This window comes from Acuticoccus mangrovi (assembly GCF_016411865.1).
Classification (GTDB): domain Bacteria; phylum Pseudomonadota; class Alphaproteobacteria; order Rhizobiales; family Amorphaceae; genus Acuticoccus; species Acuticoccus mangrovi.
Window position 1 is genome coordinate 52,532 of sequence record NZ_JAEKJA010000007.1, and the last position, 25,735, is coordinate 78,266.

Sequence of the window (25,735 nt, forward strand, 5' to 3'; positions counted from 1 at the left end):
AGCGTCGTCCGACCCTTAGCATCCCGCCGGTTGCATTGCACCTCGCCATGGCGTGATCGAGGGCTCGCCGCGGCGGCGGTTGCCGTCGCCTGCGCCGGAGTCGCTCGCGACGGTCCCCCGGTGTTGCGTCGCTGCATCACCCGTCGCCTCGCCTCAGTGGGCGTGGCGCTCCACGTGATAGGGCGCGGCGGCAAGGCCCGGACAGTAGGAGGAGACGAGCGGCGCGAGGCGGTCGAAGAGCGCCTTCTGGCGGACCGTCGCCGCGGCGAGGCGCTCGCGGGTGGCCTCGGCGTCGGCCGCGAGGCGGGCGAGATCGAGGCCCACCACACGCTTGTCGCGCACCACCATGCGCCCGCCCACCATCACGTCGCTCACCGAACGGCCATCCTCGCACAGGACGATCTGATTGATCGCGTTGTTGAGCGGGATGAAGTTGATCGAGGAGAGGTCGAGGAACACGATGTCGGCCTGATAGGTGGGGGCGATGCGGCCGAGCCGATCGAACCCCAGCGCGCGGGCGCTCCCCTCCGTGGCGGCGGCGAACACCTCGCCGTTCGACAGCCACTCGGCGAGATGGGCCGGGCCGCGGGCGTGGCTGACGTAGATCGCCGTGCGCATCGCCTCGTACATGTTCTGGTTGTCGCTGCACCCCGACCCGTCGGTGCCGATGCCGAGATTGACGCCGAGGTCGAGCATGCGGCGCGCGTCGGCGATGCCGCTGCCGAGGAGGGCGTTGCTGCCCGGGTTGTGCGCCACCGAGGCACCGTGGTCGGCGAGGCGACGCATGTCGTCGTCGTCGAGCCACACGCCGTGGGCGACCACGAACTCGGGTCCCACGAGGCCGAGACGGTCCATGTGGGCGAGCAGCGTGCTCGCGTAGCGCGAGCGACCGACGATCGCCTGCATCTTGGACTCGGCCACGTGGCTGTGGAGGCCGATGCCGTGTGCCCGGGCGATGTCGCGGCAGCCGGTGAGGAACCCGTCGGTGCAGTGGTGCGGGATGGTGGGGGCGACGGCGGGGCGGACGGTGTCGCCGCCCGCCCAGGTCTCCACCGCCTCGCGGATGCGGGCGAGGGTCGTGTCGGCGGGGGCCATGGACAGCGCCTCCACCTCGCGTCGCAGCGGGTCGGGCAGTGCCTCCTTGAGGCCGGGGATCGCCTCGAAGAAGGTGAGGTCGGCGACCATCGGGGCGACGATCGCGCGCATGCCGACGTCGCCGTAGGCCTTGGCGATGGCGCCGAGGCCGGAGGGCGTCGGTGCCGGAAACTCGAAGGCGAGGTCGTAGCAGGCGGTCGAGCCCTTCAGCAGCATCTCCGCGGCGCCGATGAGGGTGGAGAGATATTTGTCCTCCTCGGTGCGCGCGCCGCCGACCCAGGGGGCGGCGGTGAGAAGAAGCTCCAGCGTCCAGCGGTCGCCGAACCCCTTGGAGAGGTTGCCGTGGCCGTGGGTGTGGGCGTTGACGAGGCCGGCGTGCATCAGCTTGCCGCCGGCCTCGAAGGTCAGCGCGCCTTCTGGGGCGGCGAGGCCCGGCGGGCCGATCTCTCGGATCGTGTCGCGCTCGACGAGAATGTCGACGAACGGCGCGTCCGGCGTCCTCGGATCGGCGAGCCGGCCGCCGCGAATGATGGTGAACTCCGGCGTTGCAGGCATCGCATCCTCCGCGGCGTCTCCGTCCTTACTGGCGCGCCTCGGCCGGCGCGGCAAGCTCCGCGAGAGCCCCCGCGGGTTTCATCGCCGCGGCAGACCTCGCGAAAGGACGGTGCGACGCCCATGCCCAGCTTCAGCCCTCCAAACTCGAGCCCAGTGGACCGATCCCTGTCGCAGGCCCGCGCCCTCGCGCGGAAGGGAGACTATCTCGCGGCGGACCGGATCTATCGCGACGTTCTCGCCCGCCATCCGGCCAACGCCCGCGCCGCCGAGGGGCTGAAGGCGCTGCGCGACCCGACGCCCACCGGCTCCGGCGCGAAGGCGAAGCGGGTGCGCGCCGCCGTCGCCCGGCTCGACCGCCTCGTGAAGACGGGCCGGCACCAGGTGCTCCTCGCCGAAGCGCCGAGCCTTCTGCGCGATCATCCGGATGCCGCGCAGCTGCCCTTCCTCGTCGGGCTCGCCCAGCTCGGCCTCGGTCAGCCTGAGGCCGCCGTCGCCGCTTTCCGCGCCGCGATCAGGATCCAGCCTACCTTTCCGGAGGCGCACAACAACCTCGCCAACGCCCTGAGGGCGGCGGGCGAGGTCGAGGCGGCGCTCGCCGCCTACGGCGAGGCGATCGCCATCCATCCGGAATTCGCCGAGGCCTACAACAATCTCGGCGCCGCGCTGAGCGGGCTCGGGCGCTACGGCGAGGCGGTGGCCGCGCTCGGCAAGGCGGTGCGGCTGCGGCCGGCCTATCCGTCGGCACTCAACAATCTCGGCGTCGCGCTCGGCGAGTACGGCCGCTACGGCGAGGCGATCTCGTGCCTGGAGCGGGCCGTGGCGCTCCAGCCGGACTTTGCCGAGGCGCACAACAATCTCGGCAACACACTGCGGGCTGCCGGGCGCCACCGCTGCGCCCTCGCCGCCTACGAGCGGGCGCTCGCGCTACGACCGGGCTTTGCCGGCTGCGCGGTCAACCGTGGCGTCACCCTCGCCGAGCTCGGCCGCATGGAGCCGGCGGCGGACGCGCTCCGGACGGCGCTGCAGGCCGATCCGGCAAGCGCGGAGGCCTACTACAACCTCGCCACCATCGTGACGCTCGCGCCCGACGGCCCCGAGGCGGCGGCAATGCGAAGCCTCCTCGCCCGCCCGGCCATTCGCCGGCGCGATGGGATCCACCTCTCGTTCGCCCTCGCCAAGGTCGCCGACGAGGCGGGGGCGATCGACGAGGCGTTCTCCCACTTTGCCCGTGCGAACGCGCTGCGCCGCGCCGAGGCACCGTACGACGCCGCCGCCGACCGCGCCGCCGTCGACCGGCTGATGGAAGTCTTCGCCACGGCTCCGGCCGAGCTGGCGGCCCCTTCGGGCGGGGCGCGGGGGCCGATCTTCATCGTCGGCATGCCGCGCTCGGGCACCACCTTGGTGGAGCAGATCCTCGCAAGCCACGCCGAGGTCGACGCCGCGGGGGAGATCCTCGCGCTCGAGCGCGCGATCCACGCCCATCTCGGCCCGCTGGAACGGTTGCGGGCCGACGCGCTGAGCGCCGACGCGCTTGCCGGCATCCAGGCCCACTACCTCGCGGCGGTCGCCGATCTCGGCGCCTCCCGCCCGTTCCTGACCGACAAGCTCCCCGCCAACCATCGGCGCATCGGCTTCATCGCCATGGCCTTTCCCGACGCGCCGATCATCCACGTGCGGCGCGATCCGGTCGCCACCGGCTGGTCGATCTACAAGAGCTTCTTCGCCACGCGCGGCAACGACTATGCCTACGACCTCGACGACATCGTGGCCGCCTACGCCCTCTACGAGGCGATGATGGCGTTCTGGCACCGGCGCTTTCCCGGCCAGATCCACGATCTCGACTACGAGCGGCTGACGGCGGCGCCGGAAGCCGAGATACGCAGCCTCCTCGCCCGCTGCGGCCTGGAATTCGACGCGTCTTGCCTGGAGCCGCACCGCACCGTTCGCGCGGTCGGCACGCGCAGCCTGCAGCAGGTCCGTCGGCCGATCTATGCCGGCAGCAACGCCGACTGGCGACGCTACGCCCAGCATCTGAAGCCGCTGGTCGACGGCCTCGCCCGGCCTACACCATGAGCGAGCCGGTGGCGCCGACGAGCGGCGCCGGGATCCGCTCCAGGTCGCGCACCCGCGGCTGGCGCAGATAGGGCAGGGTCGCGGGGGCGCTCTTGGTGTCGTCGCTGTCCTCGTCGAACACGCAGACCTGGTTGCGGCCGGACGCCTTCGCCCGGTAGAGCGCCGCGTCCGCCCGCCGCAGCGGCGCGGTGAGGCTCGTCTCGCCGGCGATGAGGCTGCCGACGCCGAAGCTCGCCGTCACGCGCAGGTAGGGGTGACCGTCGAACGACAGGCTCGCGATGCGCCGCGCCAGGCCGGCGAGCTGGCTCGCCGCCGCCTTGCCCGTGCGGCGGGAGAACAGAAGCCCCAGCTCCTCGCCCCCGAGCCGACCGATGTCGACGTGCGCATCGAACGCGGTGGAGCAGGTCGCCGCCACGGTGCGCAGCACCTCGTCGCCCACGGCGTGGCCCAGGGTGTCGTTGATCCGCTTGAAGTGGTCGAGATCGAGAATCGCGAGGGTGGCGCAGAGCCCCTCGTTCACCTGCCGCTGCGCCGCCTCGATGCAGGAGAAGAAGGCGGTGCGACCGAGGAAGCCCGTCAAAGGGTCGAGCGAGGCCTTGAGGCGCAGCTCGAACTCGTTCTCGACGCAGACGGCGAGTTCGCGCAGCGCCTTGATCTGGCCCATCTGAAAGGTGCGCGGCACCACGTCCATGGCGCACAACGTGCCCACGGTGAAGCCGTCGGCCAGCTTCAGCGGCACGCCCACGTAGCTGCGCACATGCGGCGGGCTGGCAACGAGAGCGGAGTCGGCGAAATTCTTGTCGGTCAGCGCATCGAGCACCACCAACGGCTCGCGCCGCCGGATGGTCGTGTCGCAGAAGGAGGAGCGACGCTTCATCTCGCTGAGGTCGATGCCGTCGACGGACTTGTACCAGGTGCGATCCTGGTCGACGAGCGACACGGCGGCGATGGGCGTCTGCATCAACGCCCGGGCGACGCGGGTGATATGATCGTATGTCGGCTCGCTGTCGGTATCGAGGATCGCCAGTCGCGATAGGGCGGCCAAACGCGCCGATTCGTCCCAGCGACGCCGAGAATTTGCCATTCCGCATGCCCCTGAAGGTCTGATCGGATCGCGCCGATCGTCGCGCTGTCCCAGTCCGGCGAGCACCGTGCGAGGCTCGTTCTACGGTGAACACGCGGTCGGTGATGTTTGGAATTTGTACGCAGCGTCAAAGCCCTGTCACATGCGCCTCGTCGCCAAGACGGACAAAAGGTAGTTCACACCTGCGCTAAGCGCACGAATTTTATTGAATCCTCGTCGAGCCATGCCGGGCCTGCGCCCCCGATAGGGGGGTCTATTTGTAATATCATGTTTGAAAATCAAGACCTTGGGTGTCTTTGTCGGCATTTAAGGGGTCTTAAATACAAAATAGGTAAAAAATCGCCATAGTGATCTAATTTTCTGCGATTTCTGAACCGTTACTCTTTAACTCTCGATCTTTTTCGGATCCATGAAAAACATGAGAAAATACATAACCGATGAGATGGCGTTTCGTGTTGGCGCATTCAGGCGCCGGAGAACGTCATGTCAAAGATCGGTTCGTTTCACTTTATCAAGACTTGCTCGCGTGCGGCTCGTCTTGCGGCCGGTTTGATGGCATTGCAGTGGGGCCTCGGCACGCCGGTGGCGGAGGCGATGAGCTTTCAGTCGACGGCGCGGCCGATCGCCACGGGAGAGGCCCCGCACATCCGCTCCGACGAATGGAACCGCTTCGTCGCCGCCTTCGTCACCAACGACGGGCGCGTGGTGGATCGCGAGAACGGCCGCCAAAGTCACTCCGAAGGTCAGGGCTACGGCATGCTCCTGGCGCTCGAGGCCGGCGACCGCGAGACCTTCCAGCGCATCTGGCAGTTCACCAAGCGCGAGCTGCAGATCCGCGGGTCCGACGCGCTCTTCAGCTGGCGCTGGCTGCCGGCGGCGGAGCCCCATGTTACCGACCGCAACAACGCCTCCGACGGCGACATCCTGATCGCCTACGCCCTGCTCAAGGCGGCGCTCACCTGGGACGATCGGGGTTACGCGCACGAGGCGGACCGGATCATCGACGACATCGGCAGCGAGCTCATCGCCCGCGTGGACGGTCGTCCGGTTCTGCGTCCGGCGGCGTTCGGCTTCGACGACATGGCCGGCAACCCGGGCCCGGTCGTGAACCTCTCCTACTATATCTACGACGCCTTCCCGCTGTTCCAGGTCGTGCGTCCCGAATATCCGTGGCGCGAGCTGATGGCCGAAGGGCTGCGGCTGACCGACGAGGCAGGCCGGGGCGGGCTCGTCCCCGACTGGGTGGCAGTGTCTCCGCGCGGGGCGCGGATCGCCAACGGCTTCGCCGCCAAGTCGTCCTACGACGCCGTTCGCATCCCGCTCTACATCATGCTCGGCGGTCAGCCGTCGGAATATCTCCGCGGCTTCGACGACGCCTGGAACGCCGGCGGCCTCGGCTATCCCGTCGACTACCACTTCGGCTATCGCTCCGTCGTCGGCGAGATGAAGGATCCGGGCTACCGGATGATCGCGGCCCTCGCCGCCTGCGCCCGCCGCGGCGCACCGATCCCGGCCGCGCTGCAGACCTTCCGGCCCACCACCTACTTCGCCTCCTCGCTGCACCTCCTCGGCCTCGTCGTCGCCCGCCGCGACCATGCCGAATGCCTCGGCCAGCGCGAGGCGCAGGCGAGCACGATCTACCTCGCGTCGCGCAGCAGCCCGGGCTACACGCCCCGCTCGTCGCGCCAGGCCCCCCGCACCGGCCAGGGCGTGGCGCGGAGCGGACAGAGGACCATCGTGTTCCAGTCGAGCGGGGCCGCATCCTTCAGCGACCGGATCATGCGCAAGTTCGGGCACACGGCTCGGTAACGGGTTGTCAGTCGAAACCGTGTGACGCTTGCGGATCGAAATCGCTAGGTGCCATCATATACGACGCGTCGGGCACGGCAGATCGGCCCGCGCGGCCCGACGAAGCCGGCGGCACAGCGCCGTTGGCCGTTCGGTTTTTTGTGTAAGATCCGTATGTTAAGTGTGCGAACGTGGTGGGCGATCGGCCTTTTGAACTAGGGTCGTGCGGGAGCAAAGGAGCGAAAGACGAAACTCCGGCACCGCGTTCGGAGGGACGGTTCGGGATGTTGTGATGCATAGAAATGGAGCGGGTCCAGCGCGCACAGAGAAGATCATGGTCGTCGACGACGACATGGACATCCGCAACCTTGTGGGCATGGTCCTCTCCGAGGAAGGCTTCGACGTCATCAAGGCATCCGGCATCGAAGAGGCCGAAGGGCTTCTGGAGGTGCACGACATTCTCGTCGCTCTCGTGGACCTCCGGCTGAGGGACAAGGACGGCCTCGACCTCGTGCGCAAGCTCGCGATGCACCACGACGTCGGCATCATGATCCTGTCCGGTAAGGGCGGCACGCTCGACCGGGTGATCGGCATCGAGGTCGGGGCCGACGATTACATCACCAAGCCCTTCGACAATCGTGAGCTCCTCGCCCGGGTGAAGCGTCGGGCGGCGCGGGTGCGGGCGATGCGCGACGGCATGCGCTCGCGCCACGAGAGCGAGCCGGTGGCGTTCGGCGACTGGACGATCGACCACGAACGCCATGCGGTGTTCGACAAGCAGGGCGCCCAGGCGAACCTCTCGGAGTCGGAATTTCGGACGCTGGCGTGCCTCGTACGCAATCGGGGAAGCGTCCTCAGTCGCGACGAGCTTTATAATTATGTCGTCGGACCCGGGATTCGTGATCCTCTCGACCGCAGGATTGATGTTTACGTTTCAAGCCTGCGCAAGAAACTCGGTCTGGCAGGTCCCTCGGCGATCCGGACTGTGCACAGAGTGGGTTACATTGTAGATTGATTTCGCTTACTTTTTTGACCGGTTTTACAGATTGCAGACAACTCAGTGCATTTTGCCAACTGAAATCGAGTGGTCTGCCCATAAGAATAAGGGAGCGGTAGGAGTCCGTGCTTTTGGCATACCGTCCTGGGAGAATGGATCTGCCTGAAGGCCGAACGGTCGCGCAGCCGGCTGAACGGCGTTCTTGAGGAGCGTGCGATGGCAGCCGCGAAAATCGGAATCGTCGACGACGAGCCCCACATCGGCGAGATCCTGAAGATCTCGTTGATGGATGCGGGCTTTCAGGCCCGTGCCTACACACGGGCCACCGATCTCCTCGAGGCGCTCGACGCGGAGGACTTCGACGTTCTTCTCTTCGATCTCATGATGCCCGGCGTCGACGGCGTCGAGCTTCTGGAAGAAATGTCGAAGCGCCCGCACCCCAAGCGCATCATGCTGATGAGCGGCTGCTCCGACAGCGCCCGCAAGTCCGCCGTGCGGATCGCCACCGCGCGCGGCTTCGAGGTGATCGGCAACTTCGCCAAGCCCGTCGACTTCTCCAAGGTGATCGAGACGCTGAGCGCCGAGATGGATCCCCTTCCGGTGGACATCGCCACGCTGCTGCGCGCCATCGAGCGGGGCGAGATCGACGTCCACTATCAGCCCGTCTTCCGCGTCGCCGGCAGCACCCAGCCCGTCAGCTATGTCGAGGCGCTGGTGCGCTGGGCCCATCCCACCAAGGGCACGCTCTATCCGCGGGACTTCCTGCCGGTCGTGGAGCGGCACGAGGACTGGATCACGCTCACCCTCTACGTGCTCGAGACGGCGGTGAGGCAGCTCAGCGCGTGGCGCAAGGTGGGCTTCACCCCCGCCGTCGCCATCAACGTCCCCTCGCAGATCCTCGACACGGCGAATCTGCCCAACATGTTCGATGCGATCGTCGAGAAATACGGGATCAACCACAGCGATCTGATCCTCGAGATCTCCGAAGGCGCCGACATTGCCGCGGAGGCGAACGGGCGCGTGCCGCTGACCCGCTTCAAGCTGCGCGGCTACTCGCTGTCGATCGACGATTTCGGCACCGGCCACTCGTCCATGCAACGTCTCTACGAGGTGCCGTTCGACCAGCTGAAGATCGACCTCGCCTTCGTCACCAAGGCCCACTCCGATCCCCAGGCGCGCTCCATCGTGGAGACGAGCGTCGAACTCGCCCACTCGCTCGGCCTCTCGGTGTGCGCCGAAGGGGTGGAGGGCGTCGACATCATGAACACGATGGTCGATTGCGGGGTGGACTATCTGCAGGGTTTCGGCCTCTGCCAGCCGCTGCCGCCCGAGCTCATCGAGATGCAGTACAACTCGGGACGCGGCAACACCGCCGCCTGAGACCGCTCGACCGGCTCGCGCCCGCCCGCATCGGGCGAGCGCCCTCGGGGCTACGATCAAGCGCCGCTCGCGCGTGACGTTCTCCCTCTGTTGCGCATTCGCGAAGTGTGCTTTGTTTTGCAGCCACTAGGATGAACCCGTTGAGACGAAGCCTTTCGCCGCTCCCGCACTCTTCTCGCCGGCTCGGCCGGGGCGGCGCCCATGCCGTGGGCGTCGGCATCGGGGAGGGCGCGGCGTGAAGGTGCTCGTGACAGGCGCCGCGGGGTTCGTCGGCTTCCACACCGCGCGCCGGCTGCTCGAGCGCGGCGACCGCGTGGTCGGCCTCGACGTCGTCAACGACTATTACGACGTCGCGCTCAAGGAGGCGCGGCTTGCCGAGCTGCAGGCCCTCGCCACCGCCACCGGGGCCGACTTCACGTTCGTGCGCGCCAATATCGCCGACCGGGTGCTGATGCCGGAGATCTTCCGCCGCGAGCGGTTCGATCGGGTGATCCACCTCGCCGGCCAGGCCGGGGTGCGCCACAGCCTCGTCGATCCGCACGCCTACGTGGATTCCAACCTCGTCGGCTTCACCAACATCCTCGAGGGGTGCCGCCACGGCGAGGTGGAGCACCTCACCTACGCCTCCACCTCGTCGGTCTACGGCGCCAACACCACGATGCCGTTCAGCGAAAACCACGGCGCCGACCATCCACTGCAATTCTACGCCGCGACCAAGCGGGCCAACGAGCTGATGGCGCACAGCTACAGCCACCTCTTCCGCCTGCCGACGACGGGGCTGCGCTTCTTCACCGTCTACGGCCCGTGGGGGCGGCCGGACATGGCGCTCTTCCTGTTCACCCGCAAGATCCTCGCCGGCGAGCCCATCCCGGTGTTCAACCAGGGCAACCACACCCGCGACTTCACCTATGTCGACGACATCGTGGAGGGGGTGGTGCGGGTGAACGACCACGCCGCCGAGCCCGATCCCGACTGGGACCCGCGCGACCCCGACCCCTCGCGCTCGGACGCGCCCTTCCGCATCTTCAACATCGGCAACAACAACCCGGTGCGCCTCTCCGCCTATATCGAGGCGTTGGAGGAGGCGTTGGGGCGCAAGGCGATCCGCGAGCTGCTGCCGCTCCAGGCCGGCGACGTGCCGGACACCTTCGCCGACGCGTCCCGCCTCGAGGCGGCCGTGGGCTACAAGCCGAAGACGCCGGTGCGGGAGGGCATCCGCCGCTTCGTCGACTGGTATCTCGACTACTACGGCGAGCGGCGGCCGGAGCCTCGCATGGCCCGCGTGGGCAAGGCGTGATCGGGCCGGCGCGATCGTCGACGTCGCCGCAACGGGCGTCGCCGGAATGGGTGTCGGCGCTCGGCTGAGGCCGGCGGTTCGGGCGCTCCTTTCGGGGGGGCACGTCGCCCTGCTGCGCCTATTGAACACCGGGCTGACGCTGGTGTTCGCCATCCTCGCGACGCGCTGGCTGGGGGCGGAGATCTTCGGCGCCTACGTGTCGCTGATGGCGGTCGCGGGGGTGATCCAGGTCGCGACCTCGCTGGGACTGCCGGCGCTCGTGACCCGCGAGGTCGCCGCCCGCCGCGGCGACGGCGGACGCGGGGCGCTGCCTCCGCTCGTCCAGGCGGTCCTTCTCATCAACGGCCTCCTCGTCCTCGGCGGGATCGTCGCCACGCTCGCCTTCGGGGCGACGGCGGGTCTCGTCATGCTCTTCGCCCTCCTTGCCAACCTCGCGGGGGTGCTCGGAGCGGTGCACGGCGGGCGCGAGGCGATCCTCCTCGCCGGGTGGCTCGGCGGGGTGGTGCGCTTCCTCGTGGCGCTCGCCGCGCTCGCGATCCTCGTCGCGACGACGGCGCCGAGCATCGTCGTGCCGCTCGGCGCGCAGATCGTCGGGGCGCTCGCTGGGGCGGCGGCGCTCGCCCTCGCGATGCCGCCGCGACGCCTCGGCCTGGCGGCGATCGAGGGGATCGGGGCGCCTTGGTGGTCGGCCGCGCACGGGCCGATGGTGCGGGCGGGGTTCACCTTCGCCGGGGTCCAGCTCCTCCTCAACCTGACGACCCAGGTCGACATCCTCGTTCTGATGCTCCTCGCGACGCCGCGCGACGTCGCCCTCTACTATGCGGCGGCGCGGGCGGCGCTGGTGGTGTCCTTCTTCTTCAACGCCGCCGCCCTCCTCGCCGAGCCGCGCCTCACCCGTCTCCACGCCGCCGGCGACATCGCCGCGGCGCAGGCCCTCGCCCGCCAGACGGCGCGGATGGGGGTGGCGATGACGCTGGTGTCGGTGGTCGCGGCGGCGCTCCTCGGGCCGTTCTATCTCGGCCTCTACGGCGAGGGGTTCGGGGCGGCCTATCCGGCGCTCGTGGTTGCCGGCGTGGGTTACCTCGGATGGAGCCTCTTCGGGCCCGCTCAACAGGTGCTGCGGGCGGTGCGGGCGGAACGCGCGCTGCTCGTGGCGACGGCGGTGGCGCTCGCGGTCAACGCGGTGCTGACGGCGGCGTTGGTGCCGTTCCTCGGCATCCTCGGCGCGGCGCTCGGAACGGCGGCGTCGTTCCTCGTCAACGGTGCGCTGACGGCGCGGGCGGCGCGACGGGCGGGGATCGCCACGCCGGTATGGGGAGGGTGAGCGAACGCCTCAGGCGCACGCTCGGCGAACGCGATAGCCTCAGGCGGACAGGCGCTCGGCGAGCGCGAACGCTTCAGGCCGGCACACGCGCGGCGAGCGCGAACGCTTTAGGCCGGCAGGCGCTCGGCGGGCGCGAACGCTTCAAGCCGGCACGCGCTCGGCGAGCGCGGCTGTGGCACCGAGCGGCGCCCTTGCGGCGTCGGCGAGCACGCCGTCGGCGAGACGCTCGCGGAAGGCGGCGATGGTGCGGCGAAGCCCGTCCTCGAGCGGCACGCGTGGGGACCAGCGCAGCAGCGAGCGGGCCTTCGCGATGTCGGGCCGGCGCTGGCGCGGATCGTCGGCCGGCAGCGGCGCGCGCACCATCGGCAGCGCGGTGCCGGCAAGCCGCTGGGTCGCCTCGGCGAGGGCGCGGATGGTGAATTCGGCCGGATTGCCGAGATTGATCGGCCCGGTCACCGTGTCGGGCGAGGCCATCAGCGCAATGAGGCCGTCGACCATGTCGTCGACATAGCAGAAGGAGCGCGTCTGGCTGCCGTCGCCGTAGAGGGTGATGGGCAGGCCCTTCAGCGCCTGCACCACGAAGTTCGACACCACCCGCCCGTCGGCGACGTGCATGCGCGGCCCGTAGGTGTTGAAGATGCGGGCAACCTTGATCCGGAGCCCCATCGCGCGGTGGTAGTCGAAGAACAGCGTTTCGGCGCAGCGCTTGCCCTCGTCGTAGCAGGAGCGGGGGCCGATCGGGTTGACCGAGCCCCAATAGGCTTCCGGCTGCGGATGCACCGTCGGGTCGCCGTAGACCTCGCTGGTGGAGGCCTGCAGGATCCGCGCGTCGAGGCGCTTGGCGAGGCCGAGCATGTTGATGGCGCCGATCACCGAGGTCTTCGTCGTCTGGATCGGGTCGTGCTGGTAGTGCACGGGCGAGGCGGGACAGGCGAGATTGTAGATCTCGTCGACCTCCACGTGGAGGGGAAAGGTCACGTCGTGCCGCATGAACTCAAAGCGGGGGTGGGCGTGCAGATGGTCGATGTTGCGCTTGGTGCCGGTGAACAGATTGTCGACGCAGAGGACCTCGTGCCCCGCCGCGATGAGACGGTCGCACAGGTGAGAGCCGAGGAAGCCGGCGCCGCCGGTCACGAGGATCCGCTTTCGACTGTCGTAGAGGCGTGCCATGGGACTCTCTCGCAAATATCAATCTATGATTGATTTACCATAGAGTGGAATGACTCTCCTTGGCAAGCTTTCCTATGGTGCCATAGCGCGCCGACGCTCCCTGATGAGGAAGCGAATGGTGGCGAAGTACCAGGCCTTGTAGAACGCGTAGGCGAGCCCGGCGCGCCCGTCGAGAAGGCCGCCCTTGAGAAGGGTGCACAATCCAAAATAGAGTGGTGCGTACCACCAGGCGTCGAGATGGCGATATTTGAAGCGCTGGCGGGGGGTGAGGGCGGCGGTGTCGCCCGTCTCGAGGGCGAGGTAGCGGGCGGCCTCCCAGCGGGCGTAGGCGAGGTGGCGGTCGAGGAAGGCGGCGAGGCCGCGCTCGTCGCGGTGGAGGAGCGGCGCCCGGATCGTCTCGGCCGGGCCGTCGAGCACGGGGTGCTCGTGCACCTCCATGTCGAGCGGGCTCCACTCCCGCTCGTCGATGCGCTCGTAGAGACCGTGGCCGTGGCGGATCAGGGCGAGCTTGCGCTGCGGTACGCCGTGGCGCAGCGGGCGGCCGAGGAAGGTGTTGCGGTAGCCGAGCCAGTAGCCGGCGGCGCGGCTCTCCGGCAGGCGCGCCGCGAGCTCGGCGCAGAACTCCTCGGTGACGAGCTCGTCGGCGTCGAGAAAGAGCACCCATGGCGCGGCGATCGGCTCGTTGAGGAGCACGTGGTTGCGCTTTTTCGGATAGCGCCCGTTCCAGACGAACTCGACCACGCGCGCCCCGGCGGCGCGGGCGATGGCGGCGGTGCCGTCCTCGCTTGCCGAATCCACCACGATCACCTCGGCGAAGGGCGAGAGGCGGGCGAGGCACTCCCCGAGGATCGCCGCCTCGTTGCGCACCGGGATGACGACGCTGACGGGCAGCGTCACGACCCCGCCTCCAGCGTGCGGACGGCGACGGGGCGGGCGGGGTTGCCGGCGACGACCGTCGCGGCCGGCACGTTCCGCACCGCCACCGCCCGGGCGCCGACCACCGCCATGTCGCCGACCGAGACGCCGGGGCCGACGAAGGCGTCGGCGCAGATCCAGGCGCCGGCGCCGATGCTGATCGGCGGGCGCAGCAAGGGCATCGCCGGGTGGCGGTGGTCGTGGGTGCCGGCGCAAAGGTGGGCGCCTTGCGACACCGTGGCGTCGGCGCCGATCGTGATGGGGCCGAGCGAATAGAGGATCGCCCGTTCTCCCACCCCGACGCGGTCGCCGAGGACGAGGCGCCAGGGAACCGCGATGCGCACGCTCGGCGCCACCCGCACGCCCGCGCCGACGCGGGCGCCGAACGCGCGCAGCATGAGGTTGCGCCAGCCCCACAAAGGGCGCGGCGAGAGGCGGAAGGCGGGCCGGCAGAGCGCCCAGGCGAGCCGCCCCGCGAGCGCCGCATGGCTCCATGAGCGGGATCGGCGGTTGGCGAGGGTGTCGATCTCGATACCGTCCATGGTGCTACCTCGGTGTGTCGGTGGTCGGCCGGAGGCGGACCGTCCGGCGGGAGAGGCGGGCGAGAAGCGGCGTTTCCACATGCCGGTGGAAGGCGATCCCGGCGACGAGCGTCGCCGCGACGAGGAGCGGCAGGCTGCCGAGGGTGGCGGCGATGGGCACGGGCGTCCGCGCCGCGAGCTTCAAGAGCGCCGAGAGGACCGGGCCGTGCGTGAGATAGAGGGCGTAGGAGGCGCCGCCGAGCGCCACGAGGACGGCGGGCACGGCGAGGCGCCCCGCCGCCTCGCAGGCGGCGAGGCCGGCGAGGAGAGCGGCCGCCCCCAGGCCGGCGATGATCGGCGATCCCCCCGTCAGCGCCGCCGCCAGGAAGACCGTGGCGCCGAGGAGGGCGACGGCGGCGGGCGCCTTCACCGCCGGCAGCACCACCCGCGCCGCCATGCCGAAGCCGAAGAGGAGGTTGATCTCGGCGAACGCGTAGGTGTCGCCCTCACCGAGGGCGCAGACGGCGAACCACAGCCCGAGCGCCGCGACGCCGACGCCGCGGTGGAGGATCGCGAGGCCGAAGAGGGCGTAGAACAGCACCTCGTGGAAGAGCGTCCAGGCGACGGTGAGGGGCGTCGGGTCGGCCGGGCCGGCGAGGACGACGGCGGCGAGAAGGGTGGCGGGCTCGCGGAAGGCGGGCAGGCCGAAGGTCGGCACCAGGACGAAGGCGGGCAGGATCGCCGCGAGCACCACCCAATAGGGCAGATAGATCCGCCGGGCGCGGCGCAGAAGATAGGCGCGCAGGCGCTCCGGCCGGCCGATGTCGGCACCGTGGGCGTGGGCGATGACGAAGCCCGACAGCACGAAGAAATAGTCGACGCCGCTCTGGCCCGCCATCAGCACGGCCTGCAGCGCGGCGGGGCGGTCGGCATCTGGCGTCGCCGCCGCGGCGTGGAACAGCGCCACGGCGAGGGCGGCGAGGCCGCGGCCCGCCTCGAGCGAGGCGAGACGGGGTGCGGCGGCGCTCATCCGACCCGCACCATCGGCGGCGGCGCGACGCCCCGGGTCGATCCGCCCGCGACGATCCAGCGGTAGACGGCGACGTGGGCGCGGGCGACGGCGTCGGCATCGTGCCGGGCGCGCAGCAGGGCGCGGCCGCGCTCGCCGATGGCCGCGAGCCGGGTCGGCGGCAGCGCCAGCGTCTGCGTGAGAACTGCCGCCATGCGGGCGGGATCCGGCGCGATCTCGACGGCGGCGCCCACGGCGAAGGCGTGCGGCATGTGGCAGGCCGCCGTCATCAGCACCGGGCAAGCGGCGGCCCACGCCTCGAGCACCGCCATCGGCAGGCCCTCGGAGGTGGAGGGGAGCACGAACGCGTCGGCGTGGGCGAGGGCGGCGCGCTTTTCTCCGCCGTGGAGCGGCCCGGCGAGGTGGGCGCGGCCGGCGAGGCCGTGCGCGGTGATGGCCTCGCGCAGCTCGGTGGCGTGGCCCGCTTCGTCCCACCCGGCGATGACGAGGTGCCAGGTGGCAGCGACGTCGGCCCCGAGGCGGGCCCAGGCTGCAAGGAGCGGCAAGAGCCCCTTCTTTGGATGGAGCCGACCGAGAAAGAGGAGGATGCGGCGCTCGGGCGGAAAGCCCGCCGGCCGTGGTGGGAGCGGGGCCGGCGTCTCGGGTGCGAGGCCGTTGGCGATGACGGCGATCGGCGCGGTGAGGCCGACCCTGCGGATCGCCTCCGCCTCGGCCTCGTTGAGGGCGTGGAGGCAGTCGGCGCCGGCGAGGTTGTCGTCCTCGTAGAGGAGCCGGGCGAGGCGCTTCTTGAGGGGAGAGCGGGCGAGGGCCGGCGGGTCGAGCATGCCGCGCGGGGAGATGACGACGCCGCCGCCGGTGCGCTTGCGCCACTGCGCCACCGCGCGCGAGTGGGGCTGCCACAGGCCGTGCTGGTGGACGACGTCGAAGCGCGCGTCGAGGTGCCTCGCCAACGCCGGGGCGTAGGCGAGGCCGGCGGGGCCGCGGCGGGGAGCGGCGGCGGGCATGAGGGGAGCCCAGGCGGCGAGGTCCTCCGCCATTTCGGCGGGCGAAGGGTCGGCGACGCCGAGGACGGTGATCCGGTGGCCGGCGCTCGCGAGTGCCCGCGCCGTTCCGCGCACCGAATGGAACAGGCCCCCGGCGCGCCGCGTGAGGCTGCCGGTCACGACGGCGAGGGTGAGCGGCGGCCCGTCGTCCGGGAAGGGCGGAGCGAGTGGGGCGGTGAGGGTGTCGGCCGAGGTCATGAGCCGATGCCGCTAGAGCATCCCGCGCTCGATCGAGCGCGGACGAGATGCTCTATCCCGTTGAACGGAAGAACGCTTTCCTCCGCACGTGCTTCCCCTCGAGGGGGACGTGCTCTAACCGACATGGGCGATGATCCGGCGGCCGAGAACGCCGAAGAGGGCGCGGTCCAACACCAGCGGTGCCTGGCGGCGCCGGCGCGTGACGGCGGTCTCGACGGCGCCCGCCAGGCCGTCCGCGAAGCGCTCCACGCCCCAGGGGGCGATGGCCGCGCGGGCGGCGAGCCCGCGAGCGCGTTGCGTCGCGGCGGGCATCGCGAGGAGATAGGTGATCGCCTCGGCAAGGCTCGCCTCGGTGGGATCCACCATCACGCCGCCTTCGCTGATCACCGAGCGGGCGACGCCGGCGCGGTTCGACACGATCACCGGCACCGCTGCGGCCATCGCCTCGTTGACGACGAGGCCCCATTGCTCCGTCGTCGCCGGGTGCACGAACGCCTCGGCGAGGCCGTAGAGGGCGGGCAGCGCGGCATATTCCTCGAAGCCCGGAAGGTGGACGCGGCTCTCGACCCCCGCCGCGCGGGCCGCCGCCTCGATCGCGGCGCGCTCCGGCCCGTCGCCGAGGATCACGAGATCGGGACCGTCGCGACCGGCGGCGCGGGCGAAGGCGTGCACCAGGGTGGGGAAGTTCTTCTTGGCGACGAAGCGGCCCGAGGCGAGGAGGTAGCGCGGCGGCAGGCCGAGCGCGGCGCGCGCGCCGGGCCGGGCGCGGGCGGCGTCGGCACCGGCCGCGAAGTGGGCGTTGTCCACCGCGTCGTAGCCGAGATGGATGCGGCGTGGGCCGAGGCCGAGATCGTGGAGATAGGCGGCGTGAGGCGGGCCGCCGACGAGGGCGGCGTCGACATGGGCGAGGATCCGCCGCTTCGCCGCCTCGCGCAGGGGGTGGCGCAGCGCGTCGTCGGCCATCGATTCCGACAGCATGACCGTCGGCAACCCCCGGCGGCGGGCGTAGGCGAGGGCGGCGAGGCTTTCCGGGCTCGCCCATCCCGTCACCGCCACGACGTCGGGCTCGGCGGCGTCGAGCGCGGCGGCGAGGCGGCGGGCGAGCGCCCCGCTGGCGACGTCGCGCAGATAGCGGCGACGGTCGGGGTAGAGCCGCACGGCGTTGGGGTCGGCCGACAGGAAGCCGGCGAAGGGGCCCTCGTCGGTGCCGGCGATCGTCGTCAGTCGGCCGAAGCGGGACCGGGCCGCCGCGAGGCGGGCGGCGTGGTAGTGGCCGAGCTGACGCACGACGAGCGCGAGGCTGATTCGATCGGGGCTCATGCGGGGGCTCCCTGTTCGAGGCCGAGGAGGGTGGCGAGGCGGTTTCCCGCGAGGGCGCGGGCGAGGGCGCGACCCGGCTCGCCGCCGGCGGCGCGCAGGCCGAGATCGCGGACCGCCGCGGCGTCGAGATAGGCGCGGCGGACGGCGACCCAGTTGGATTGGCTGAAGCTGTCGAGCATCGGGTGGTAGCCGCAGGCTTCGAGGCCACGCGGCAGCAGGCGGCACACGAGGTAGGCTTCACCGAAGAGCTGGAAGAAGGCCCGCAGCGACTGATGCGCGGCGAGGGTGAACTGGTTCACCTCGAACTGCACGAGGTCGATGGCGCCGCGGCCGAGGGCGCCGGCGAAGCCGCTCGCCACGGCGAGATCGTGCCCCTCGGCGTCGATCTTCAGGATGGTGAGGTGGGAAAGGCCGAGCCGGGCCATCTCCCGGTCGCCGGTCGTGGCGGGAACCTCGATGGGCTCGATCGGGTGACCGTCCTGGTAGCAGGCGATGTCGTAGACCGAGGAGATGCTCGGATTGTCGAGCACCGCGTTGAGGCGCAGCGAGCCGGGGCTCGCCGAAAGGGCGGCTTCGACGAGGATCGCGCGCGGGTCGTTCGTGCGTGCGGCGAGGGCGCGGAAGGTCGCCGGCACCGGCTCGTAGCAGACGACGCGCCGGGCGGTGCGGTGGGCGAGCAACCCCTCGACCCACTCGCCCCGATTGGCGCCGACGTCCATCGCGTCGACCGGGCCGCGGGCGGCGAGGCGGCCCTGAAGCCAGCGCTCGCCGTTGGTGGTCATGTCGACGTCGTGATTCTCGAACGCGCGGACGATCCGGCGCGCCACGGTGTAGAGGGCGAAGGCGCCGAGACGGCGCTGCTTCACCGTGCCGTCGATGGCGCGGGCGAGGAGGGCCTTCACCGGGCGGGCGGCGGGGCGCAGGGATGCTGTCGACGTGCTCATCTCAGGCGGCCGCCTCGATCGCCCCGGCGAGCGGGACGGCGCGGGCGCTCCACATCAGCGTGTCGGCACGCCGCTCGTGGCGCGCCGGCGCGGCGAGGGCGCTGTCGATCGCCTCCACCAGGTGGTGCGGCGGCAGCACGGTGAGGCCGGGCGCGGCGAGGCGGTTGATCTGATCGCACGCGTTTGTCGCGAACACCGGCGCGCCGGTCGCGAGATGATCGTAGAGGCGCATCGGCGAGGCGGCATGGTTGAGGGCGGTCGGCGCGTAGGGGATGAGGCCGGCGTCCACCGCATGGGCGTAGCGATGCATCTCGTCGTGCGGCAGGGGCCCGGTGACGACCACCTTCGGGCTGTCGAGCCAGGGCGCACGCCGGGCCGCACCGGCGGAGACGGGGCCGGCGACGAGCAGGGTGCCCACCCTGTCGAGCGCGGCGACGCGGGCGACGAGGTCGAGATCGAGCCGCTCGGAGAGACCGCCCAGGATGCCGACGACCGGCCTCTTGCGGTCGGCGAGCTCCGCCGGCCGTCCGCCGGGCCGGGTCGCGAAGCGCGGCTCAGTGGCGTTGGGCGAGACGAGGGTGCGCGCCGGATCGATCCCGTGCTCGGCGATGGCGCGTTGGCGCAGCGCCTCCGACACGTAGACGTTGAGGACGGCGCGGCGGGCGAGTTCGGCCTCCGCCTCGGCGACCGCCCGCCAGCCGCGATAGGCGCGATAGTCGTCGGCGGTGTAGGTGACGACGGGAAAGTGCTCGCCGAGGAAGCGGGCGAGGGGGCGGTAGGCGGGCGAGGAGAAGACGAGCACCGGCCGCTCGCCGAGCGAGGCGGCGAGGCGTCTCACGAGGCGCGCGAGCAGGCGCTGGCCGATGTCGGCGGTGCCGGAGGCCCAGCCGCGGGGCAGGCGGATGGCGAAGGTGGTGAGCGGCCCCGCCTCGCTGAAGCGCGGCACGGAGGGGACGAGCCCGGCTTCGGGCACCACCGCGGCCGTCGCGACACGGGCGGCGAGGGCTTCGGCGATGCGGCGATGCCACAACGTGTTGGTGTCGAGGAAGAGAAGGGTCATGGCGTCGTCTCTCGCGTGCCTGCACCGCCGGCCGCGCGTGGCGGGACGGGAGCCGATGGACGGGAATGGGGCGGAGGAGGTCGGTGGATCACGGCGCCGCCCTCCGGACGGCGCGGCGCAGGGCGCGCTGGTGCGTCGCCCCGACCGCCGCCGCGATCCGCCCCGGGTCGAAGTGTTGGGCGATGTCGCTGCGGCCTTCCTCCACCATGCGTCGGCGCTCGGCGGGAGCGTCGAGAAGGGCGGCGACGGTGGCCGCGAAGGCGGGGCATCCACCGCCGGCGATCGGCGCGACGCCCCGGCAGCGCGCCGCGACCTCGTCGGCGCCGGATCCGCCCAGGAGCGCGGCCACCGGCACGCCGTGGGCGACGGGCTCCAAGAGGCGCAGGCCGAACGGCTCGCAGGGCGCCGCGATCACCGCCAGATCGAGGCCGCGCCAGAAGGCCTCGACGTCGGCGACGAAGCCGACGAGGTGGACGTGGGACTGAAGGCCGCGCGCGTAGATCTCCGCCTCGAGGCCTGGCCGCAACGGCCCCTCCCCGGCGACGAGGAGGCGGAAGGGGACGCCGCGATCGCGCAGCGCGGCGGCGAGGGGGACGAGCGCTTCGACCCCCTTGCCGCGGACGAGGCGCGTCGCCGTGCCGATGGTCGGCATGCCGTCGCCCGGCACGCCGTTGCCCGGCGTTGCGTGGCGAGCGGCGTCTTCATCGGGCAGCGGCAGGGGGTTCGCGATCACCGACAGCCGCGTTCTGAGCCCCGCCGCGCGCCAGGCGTCCGCGACCCAGTGGCTGACGGCGATGGCATGATCGGCGCGCAGCGCGATGTGGCGGCTCAGAACCGCGCCGAGACGGGCCCGCGCCGAGCCCTCCGTGAGGGATGGCGGCAGGCCGTGCAGATGGATGACGAGGGCCGTCGACTTCGGCAGAGCGAAGACGAGCGCCGGCGGTGGCAGATGGAGCTGCACCACGTCCGGACGGATGTCGGCGACCACGGCGCGGAAGGCGCGCAGGCGCGAGCGCATCGAGCCGCCACGCGTGACCGCGTCGACCCCGGCCCGCCGTGCCGCGGCGGCCGCCTCGACCGCGTCGCCCAGGAAGAGGAGATGCGCCGCGCCGCCCGCCGCAATGGCCGCCGCCGCGAGGTCGATCGCGACGCGCTGGGCCCCGCCGAAGGGAGCCCCGGGCGCCACATGAAGCACCCGCGGCAAGTCCTGCCGTCCACCGTCGCCCGTGCCGGGTCGGAGGACGGCGGCGTTCATGACCGATCGGGTCCGCGTGGCGCGCGGGGCAGGATGAATTGGCGCCGCCCGGGTTCGGCGCGGCGCCCCGTCCGCACGGCGGCGGCGATCAGCACCAGCGCGCCCACGTAGAGGACGATCATGTTGAAGAAGTAGCTCGCGTAGAAGGCCGGCGTCAGCACCGCCGGGGCGAGGCCGGCGGCGTAGAAGGTCGCCGCGCCGACGCCGCCGCGCTGGGCGCGCGCCCACCACCGTCCCATGATGAGGGCGATCGCGAAGAACACCAGCGCCCCGAGGAAGCCGAACTCCAGATAGGCCTCGCCCATTCCGGTCGGCATCGTGCCGATGCGCCAGGGAATGTCGAAGGCGGCGAGGATGCGTTCGGCTGGGTCGATGGGGAACATCAGCGCGTTCTTCACGTCCGCCCCAACGATCTGCGCCGGCACCCACTGGAACACGAAGCGGTTCCAGCTGATGGCGCCGAGCGTGTGCTCGCCGAGCTCGTTGGCGAGCCGCACCAGGGTGAAGGCGTTGTAGAGCTCGGGCGTCGTCGCCCGCGTGGCGAACGGGGTGTACGACCAGAAGTCGATCGCCAGTATGTCGCTGAGACTGGGGAGGGTGACATTGCCCGCCTCATCCTGCCGGGCCGCCGCCCTCAGCGCGCCGACCGCAAAGACCAAAATCATGCCGAGGGGCAGACCGCACATGATGGCGAACCGAGGCACCAGCGTGCGCCGCACGAACCACAGGGCGAGCACGGCGCAGGTGAAGGCCTCCAGCATCCCTCTGCGTCGAAAGTGAATGAAGATGATCGGAAAGTAAAGCCCGATATTGACCGCGAGTAATGCGGTCGTCAGGTGCGTCTTTTTCTTCAAGAAAAGTGAAATGGAAAGAAAAAGAGAAATGACTTTCAGGTTGCCAAAAAAATACAAAATCGTGAGAGGGCCGCTCCACTGGTGGGCCATGCGCTCGTCGACGTCGGTGGCGCCGATGGCGAGGGCCATGGCCGCCGCGACGATGGTGATCACCACGGTGATGCGCTCAACCTCGCGCCCGCTCAGGAGGTTGGCGGGCATCGCCCCGCCGCGGCCCATCTGCAGCCCGGCGCGCCAGCCGAGCAGCACGGCGACGAGGCTGAGCAGGCAGAAGGCATAGAGCGTCAGGAGCGCGCCGATCTCGTAGGCCCCGACCCACTGGCGGATCTGCCAAAGCTGCGGGACCACCCAGAGGGTGAACACCGCGCCGATCAGCGTCGGCAGCTGCATGTAGCCGGAGCGGCGAACCAAGAGGCCGATGCACAGGACGGCCAAGGAGCTGGTCGCGAGGAGAACGAAGGCGAAGGGTTCCATGGAGGGCTCCGGCGGCGGCGATCGGTGGCGGGCGGCAGGGCCGGCCCGCATCGCAGGCCCCTACATGCGCCGCCCGGCCGCGCGAAGACAACGGGGGAGCGCCAATCCGCGCCCGTCGACACCGCCCGGGCGACGGTTCCGGCCGGCTTATCCCCGCTCGGCGGGCCGACGACTATCCTACGCCATCGCAACCATAGGGTGAAGCATGCTTGGGATCAGTCTGTCCGTGTCGGGGGCGCCGTCGACGACCCTCGGCCCCGCCTTCGACCTCTGCGTGGACGCGGAGAACGGCGACGACGGCAACGACGGCAGCATGGCCGCGCCGTTTGCCACGCTCGCCAAGCTCGCCAGCGTGTCCACGGCGGACGACCGCGTGGGCCTCAAGCGCGGCTCGCGCTTTCGCGAGACCTTTTCGGCCGTCTCGGCGCGCGGCATCGGCGCCTACGGCGATCCCGCCGATCCGCCGCCCTTCATCGACGGCTCCGACGTGGTCGCGGCGACGATCACGGCGCACGCCACCCACGCCGACGTCTACGAGGTGACGATCACCCACTCCGAGGCACCCTATTTCGCGGGGTCCTACGTGGAGTCCAACGGGCCCCACTTCGCGCTCTGGTGGGAGCCGACCGGGGGCACGCAGCTCGGCGAGTATCTGGAACCCTACTACGGGGCCGCCGACATCGCCGCCGGCGAAGCCTTCGTCGCCGCCAACCCCGGTCGCATGTTCGTGCACAAGGACGGCTCCACCAATCCCGACGCGCGCACCGAGGCGAGCGGCCAGACCTTCCGCTACGTCTTCCAGCTCGCCGACAGCGGCGATCCGCGGACCGGCGGCGCGCTCCACAACGCCGCGCGTGCCGAGCTCTTCGAGCATCCGGGCGGCACGGTGAGCGACCTCGTCTTCGGCCGCAACATCCGCAAGGACTGCACCTACGCGGTCACCCAGAACTTCGTCGCCGGCGATCCGGTGCCCGTCTATCGCCGCTGCGCCTGGATCGACGTCGGCTGCCACGCGAGCCTCGGCGTGTGCCACGGCCACGACCTGCTGTTCCTCTCGCGCACCCCCGGCGCGGCGACCCAGGGCGCGGCCTTCCACTGCTATCACGACACCTACGCCGCGGCGACGCCGCAGCTGAAGCGCGCCCGCATCGTCGGCTTCTCCAAGGCCGTCTACAGCCACGGCTCGGTCGGCGGCAACATCCTCGACGGCATGGTGGTGGAGCGCGTGCGGGCCGAGGGCTGCCGCGCCTTCGCCTACGGGCCACCCTCCAGCGGCAGCCTCGTGGTGCGCGACGGGGTGCTGATCGACGGCGTGAACTTCGTCCAGGGCTCGATGACGGCCGACGTCGACGGCTTCCTCTTCGTCACCATCACCGGAGCGAGCCCGTTCGGCCGCGCCCTCTTGTCGGAGACGGTGAAGAACGGCATCGATCCGGTCTTCCGCAACGGTTTCGCGGTGTTCCGCAACGACACCCAGTCGGGCGACAAGCGCTGCCTGGAGTTCGAATCGGCGACCCCCGCTAACAACGGGCGGCTGACGCTGCAGAACGTGACCGTCGCGGGCCTGTCGCGGGCGCTCGTCTACCACAACCTCGCCCCCATCACGCTCGAGGAGAGCGCCATCGGCGCGATGTCGACCACCGACCGGACGCCGAACACGGGCTTCGTCGGCATCGCCTCGCAATTCGGCATTCCGGGAAGCGCCTACGACACTCTCGCCGAGATCCAGGCGGTCGCCTCCGGCGTCGATGGCGACTGCCTGCTGGAGCAGGCCGAGCCGCTCGCCTTCGACGGCGATCCGACGGCCACCCCCTATGCGCCGACCATCTCGACGCCGGCGATCGTCGCCGCGGACATGGGCGTCGATCCGGCGGTGATCACCGCTCTCCTCGCGATGGACGTGCCGAGCGAGGCGGACTTCGGCCGCTGACGGAGCGGCCGGCGGCGTCAGGGCCCGATCAGAGGCGGCCGTCGCTCTCCTCGCGCGCGAACGCGCTCTTCACGTCGAAGAAGACCGCGTTCGCCCGGCCGAACCCGCGGATCGCTCCCGCGCCGAGGCGCACGAAGTCGGCATGGGGGACGGCGAGGACGACGGCGTCGTAGCCTCCGGGCTGCGGCGCGGCGGGGAGGGGGCGCACGCCGTACATCCGCTCCGCCTCGTCGGGGTCGACATGGGGGTCCCACACCTCGACCTCGGCGGAGAGCTCGGCGAACTCCGACACCACGTCGACCACGCGGCTGTTGCGCAGATCGGGGCAGTTCTCCTTGAAGGTGAGCCCCATCACCAAGACCTTGGAGCCGACCACCGGCATGCCGCGCCGCATCATCAGGCGCATCACCCGGTCGACCACGTGCGCACCCATCGCGTCGTTGATGCGGCGGCCGGCGAGGATGATCTCGGGATGGTGCCCCACCTGCTGAGCCCGATGGGTGAGATAGTAGGGGTCGACACCGATGCAGTGGCCGCCCACGAGCCCCGGCGCGAAACGCAGGAAGTTCCACTTCGTCGCCGCCGCGTCGAGCACCTCCTGGGTGTCGAGACCGAGGCGGTGGAACAGCATCGCGAGCTCGTTCATCAGGGCGATGTTGAGGTCGCGCTGGGTGTTCTCGATGATCTTCGCCGCCTCCGCGACCTCGATCGACGGGGCGCGGTGGGTCCCGGCCGTCACCACCGAGGCGTAGAGGGCGTCGATGGCGGCGGCTGCCTCGGCGCTCGAGCCGCTCGTGACCTTGACGATCGCTTCGAGCCGGCGCGCCTTGTCGCCCGGATTGACGCGCTCGGGGCTGTAGCCGAACGCGAAGTCCCGCCCCCTCGTGAGCCCCGACGCCCGCTCCAGCGCCGGCACGCAGATCTCACGGGTGCAACCGGGAAAGACGGTGGACTCGTAGACCACCACCGCGCCCGGCCCCATCGCCTTGCCCACCGTCTCGGAGGCGGCGAGGAGGCGGGAGAGGTCCGGCGTCTTGGCATCGTCGACCGGCGTCGGCACGGCGACGACGAAGGTGCGGCAGCCGGTCAGCGCCGCCGGGTCGGCGGTGATGGTGAGGTTGGTGGCGGCGGCGAGGTCGGCGTCCTCCACCTCGCCGGTGGCGTCGTGTCCGGCGGCGAGGGCGGCGACGCGGCGCGCGTCGAGGTCGAAGCCCACCACCTTCTGCCGCCGGGCGAAGGCGACGGCGAGGGGCAGGCCCACATAGCCGAGCCCGATGACGGCGATGGGGTGGCTGGTGAGGTCGAGGTCGGTCAAGGCGGAGCCATCCGGGATGTCGTGCCCCACGTCGGCGCGGGACGAGGCTCGGCTGAGCCATTTTGACGCCGCGGCGTCAAGGCCGGAACGGATGTAGTTGTATCGCAGTTGCG

Annotated in this window: 20 protein-coding genes; 7 read left to right on the forward strand and 13 right to left on the reverse strand. The window is 70.9% G+C overall.

Features of this window, described 5'->3' with window-relative positions:
* Positions 1 to 153 precede the first annotated feature (153 nt).
* Positions 154 to 1,650, reverse strand: coding sequence for an amidohydrolase family protein (locus JCR33_RS09455; protein ID WP_198881814.1), 1,497 nt, complete (start codon positions 1,648 to 1,650; stop codon positions 154 to 156).
* Between the two features lie 153 nt (positions 1,651 to 1,803).
* Between JCR33_RS09455 and JCR33_RS09460 the strand changes: the two genes are divergently transcribed.
* Positions 1,804 to 3,723 carry a tetratricopeptide repeat-containing sulfotransferase family protein gene (locus JCR33_RS09460; RefSeq protein ID WP_198881815.1) on the forward strand — a complete coding sequence of 640 codons (1,920 nt, stop codon included), beginning with the start codon at positions 1,804 to 1,806 and terminating at the stop codon, positions 3,721 to 3,723.
* On the opposite strand, the gene JCR33_RS09465 is transcribed toward JCR33_RS09460, so the two are convergent.
* A complete protein-coding gene (locus tag JCR33_RS09465; protein ID WP_198881816.1) occupies positions 3,713 to 4,768 on the reverse strand; it encodes a sensor domain-containing diguanylate cyclase in 1,056 nt (351 codons plus the stop codon). The two genes, JCR33_RS09460 and JCR33_RS09465, sit on opposite strands and share 11 nt — an antisense overlap.
* Before the next feature lie 591 nt (positions 4,769 to 5,359).
* Here JCR33_RS09465 and JCR33_RS09470 point away from each other — a divergent pair.
* The 5 genes from JCR33_RS09470 (at position 5,360) to JCR33_RS09490 (ending at position 11,593) form a co-directional block, all read left to right on the forward strand.
* Entirely contained in the window at positions 5,360 to 6,616 is a 1,257-nt protein-coding gene (locus JCR33_RS09470; RefSeq protein WP_198881817.1) for a glycosyl hydrolase family 8, read from the forward strand.
* A gap of 313 nt (positions 6,617 to 6,929) precedes the next feature.
* Complete coding sequence (locus JCR33_RS09475; protein ID WP_198881818.1) at positions 6,930 to 7,610, forward strand: response regulator transcription factor; 681 nt, start codon at positions 6,930 to 6,932, stop codon at positions 7,608 to 7,610.
* A gap of 198 nt (positions 7,611 to 7,808) precedes the next feature.
* Positions 7,809 to 8,972, forward strand: coding sequence for an EAL domain-containing response regulator (locus tag JCR33_RS09480; RefSeq protein WP_198881819.1), 1,164 nt, complete (start codon positions 7,809 to 7,811; stop codon positions 8,970 to 8,972).
* Positions 8,973 to 9,207: 235 nt separating this feature from the next.
* Positions 9,208 to 10,269, forward strand: coding sequence for an NAD-dependent epimerase (locus tag JCR33_RS09485; RefSeq protein ID WP_198881820.1), 1,062 nt, complete (start codon positions 9,208 to 9,210; stop codon positions 10,267 to 10,269).
* A gap of 46 nt (positions 10,270 to 10,315) precedes the next feature.
* Positions 10,316 to 11,593 (forward strand): lipopolysaccharide biosynthesis protein, encoded by a 1,278-nt coding sequence (locus tag JCR33_RS09490; RefSeq protein ID WP_198881821.1) that lies wholly within the window; start codon positions 10,316 to 10,318, stop codon positions 11,591 to 11,593.
* Between the two features lie 141 nt (positions 11,594 to 11,734).
* On the opposite strand, the gene JCR33_RS09495 is transcribed toward JCR33_RS09490, so the two are convergent.
* The 10 genes from JCR33_RS09495 to JCR33_RS09540 all read right to left on the reverse strand — a co-directional run bounded on the left by JCR33_RS09495 (position 11,735) and on the right by JCR33_RS09540 (position 22,377).
* Positions 11,735 to 12,763: a UDP-glucuronic acid decarboxylase family protein gene (locus JCR33_RS09495; RefSeq protein ID WP_198881822.1), complete on the reverse strand. Its 1,029-nt coding sequence runs from the start codon at positions 12,761 to 12,763 to the stop codon at positions 11,735 to 11,737.
* A gap of 72 nt (positions 12,764 to 12,835) precedes the next feature.
* Positions 12,836 to 13,660, reverse strand: a complete 825-nt coding sequence (locus JCR33_RS09500; protein WP_198881823.1) for a glycosyltransferase family 2 protein — start codon at positions 13,658 to 13,660, stop codon at positions 12,836 to 12,838.
* On the reverse strand, positions 13,657 to 14,220 hold the full coding sequence (locus JCR33_RS09505; RefSeq protein ID WP_198881824.1) for an LbetaH domain-containing protein: 564 nt from the start codon (positions 14,218 to 14,220) through the stop codon (positions 13,657 to 13,659). Before JCR33_RS09505 ends, JCR33_RS09500 begins: the two co-directional genes overlap by 4 nt.
* 4 nt (positions 14,221 to 14,224) lie before the next feature.
* Entirely contained in the window at positions 14,225 to 15,229 is a 1,005-nt protein-coding gene (locus tag JCR33_RS09510) for an acyltransferase family protein (RefSeq protein WP_198881825.1), read from the reverse strand.
* Positions 15,226 to 16,470, reverse strand: a complete 1,245-nt coding sequence (locus JCR33_RS09515) for a glycosyltransferase (protein ID WP_198881826.1) — start codon at positions 16,468 to 16,470, stop codon at positions 15,226 to 15,228. The genes JCR33_RS09510 and JCR33_RS09515 overlap by 4 nt, the downstream gene beginning before the upstream one ends.
* Before the next feature lie 114 nt (positions 16,471 to 16,584).
* Positions 16,585 to 17,790 carry a glycosyltransferase gene (locus JCR33_RS09520; RefSeq protein ID WP_198881827.1) on the reverse strand — a complete coding sequence of 402 codons (1,206 nt, stop codon included), beginning with the start codon at positions 17,788 to 17,790 and terminating at the stop codon, positions 16,585 to 16,587.
* Complete coding sequence (locus tag JCR33_RS09525) at positions 17,787 to 18,734, reverse strand: FkbM family methyltransferase (RefSeq protein WP_198881828.1); 948 nt, start codon at positions 18,732 to 18,734, stop codon at positions 17,787 to 17,789. Before JCR33_RS09525 ends, JCR33_RS09520 begins: the two co-directional genes overlap by 4 nt.
* Before the next feature lies 1 nt (position 18,735).
* Entirely contained in the window at positions 18,736 to 19,794 is a 1,059-nt protein-coding gene (locus tag JCR33_RS09530; protein ID WP_198881829.1) for a glycosyltransferase family protein, read from the reverse strand.
* 88 nt (positions 19,795 to 19,882) lie between these two features.
* Positions 19,883 to 21,049 (reverse strand): glycosyltransferase family 4 protein, encoded by a 1,167-nt coding sequence (locus JCR33_RS09535; protein ID WP_198881830.1) that lies wholly within the window; start codon positions 21,047 to 21,049, stop codon positions 19,883 to 19,885.
* Positions 21,046 to 22,377, reverse strand: a complete 1,332-nt coding sequence (locus tag JCR33_RS09540) for a hypothetical protein (protein ID WP_198881831.1) — start codon at positions 22,375 to 22,377, stop codon at positions 21,046 to 21,048. The genes JCR33_RS09535 and JCR33_RS09540 overlap by 4 nt, the downstream gene beginning before the upstream one ends.
* Before the next feature lie 205 nt (positions 22,378 to 22,582).
* Between JCR33_RS09540 and JCR33_RS09545 the strand changes: the two genes are divergently transcribed.
* Positions 22,583 to 24,307, forward strand: a complete 1,725-nt coding sequence (locus JCR33_RS09545; protein WP_198881832.1) for a hypothetical protein — start codon at positions 22,583 to 22,585, stop codon at positions 24,305 to 24,307.
* 28 nt (positions 24,308 to 24,335) lie between these two features.
* On the opposite strand, the gene JCR33_RS09550 is transcribed toward JCR33_RS09545, so the two are convergent.
* Positions 24,336 to 25,622: a nucleotide sugar dehydrogenase gene (locus tag JCR33_RS09550; protein ID WP_211110191.1), complete on the reverse strand. Its 1,287-nt coding sequence runs from the start codon at positions 25,620 to 25,622 to the stop codon at positions 24,336 to 24,338.
* Positions 25,623 to 25,735: the final 113 nt, after the last annotated feature.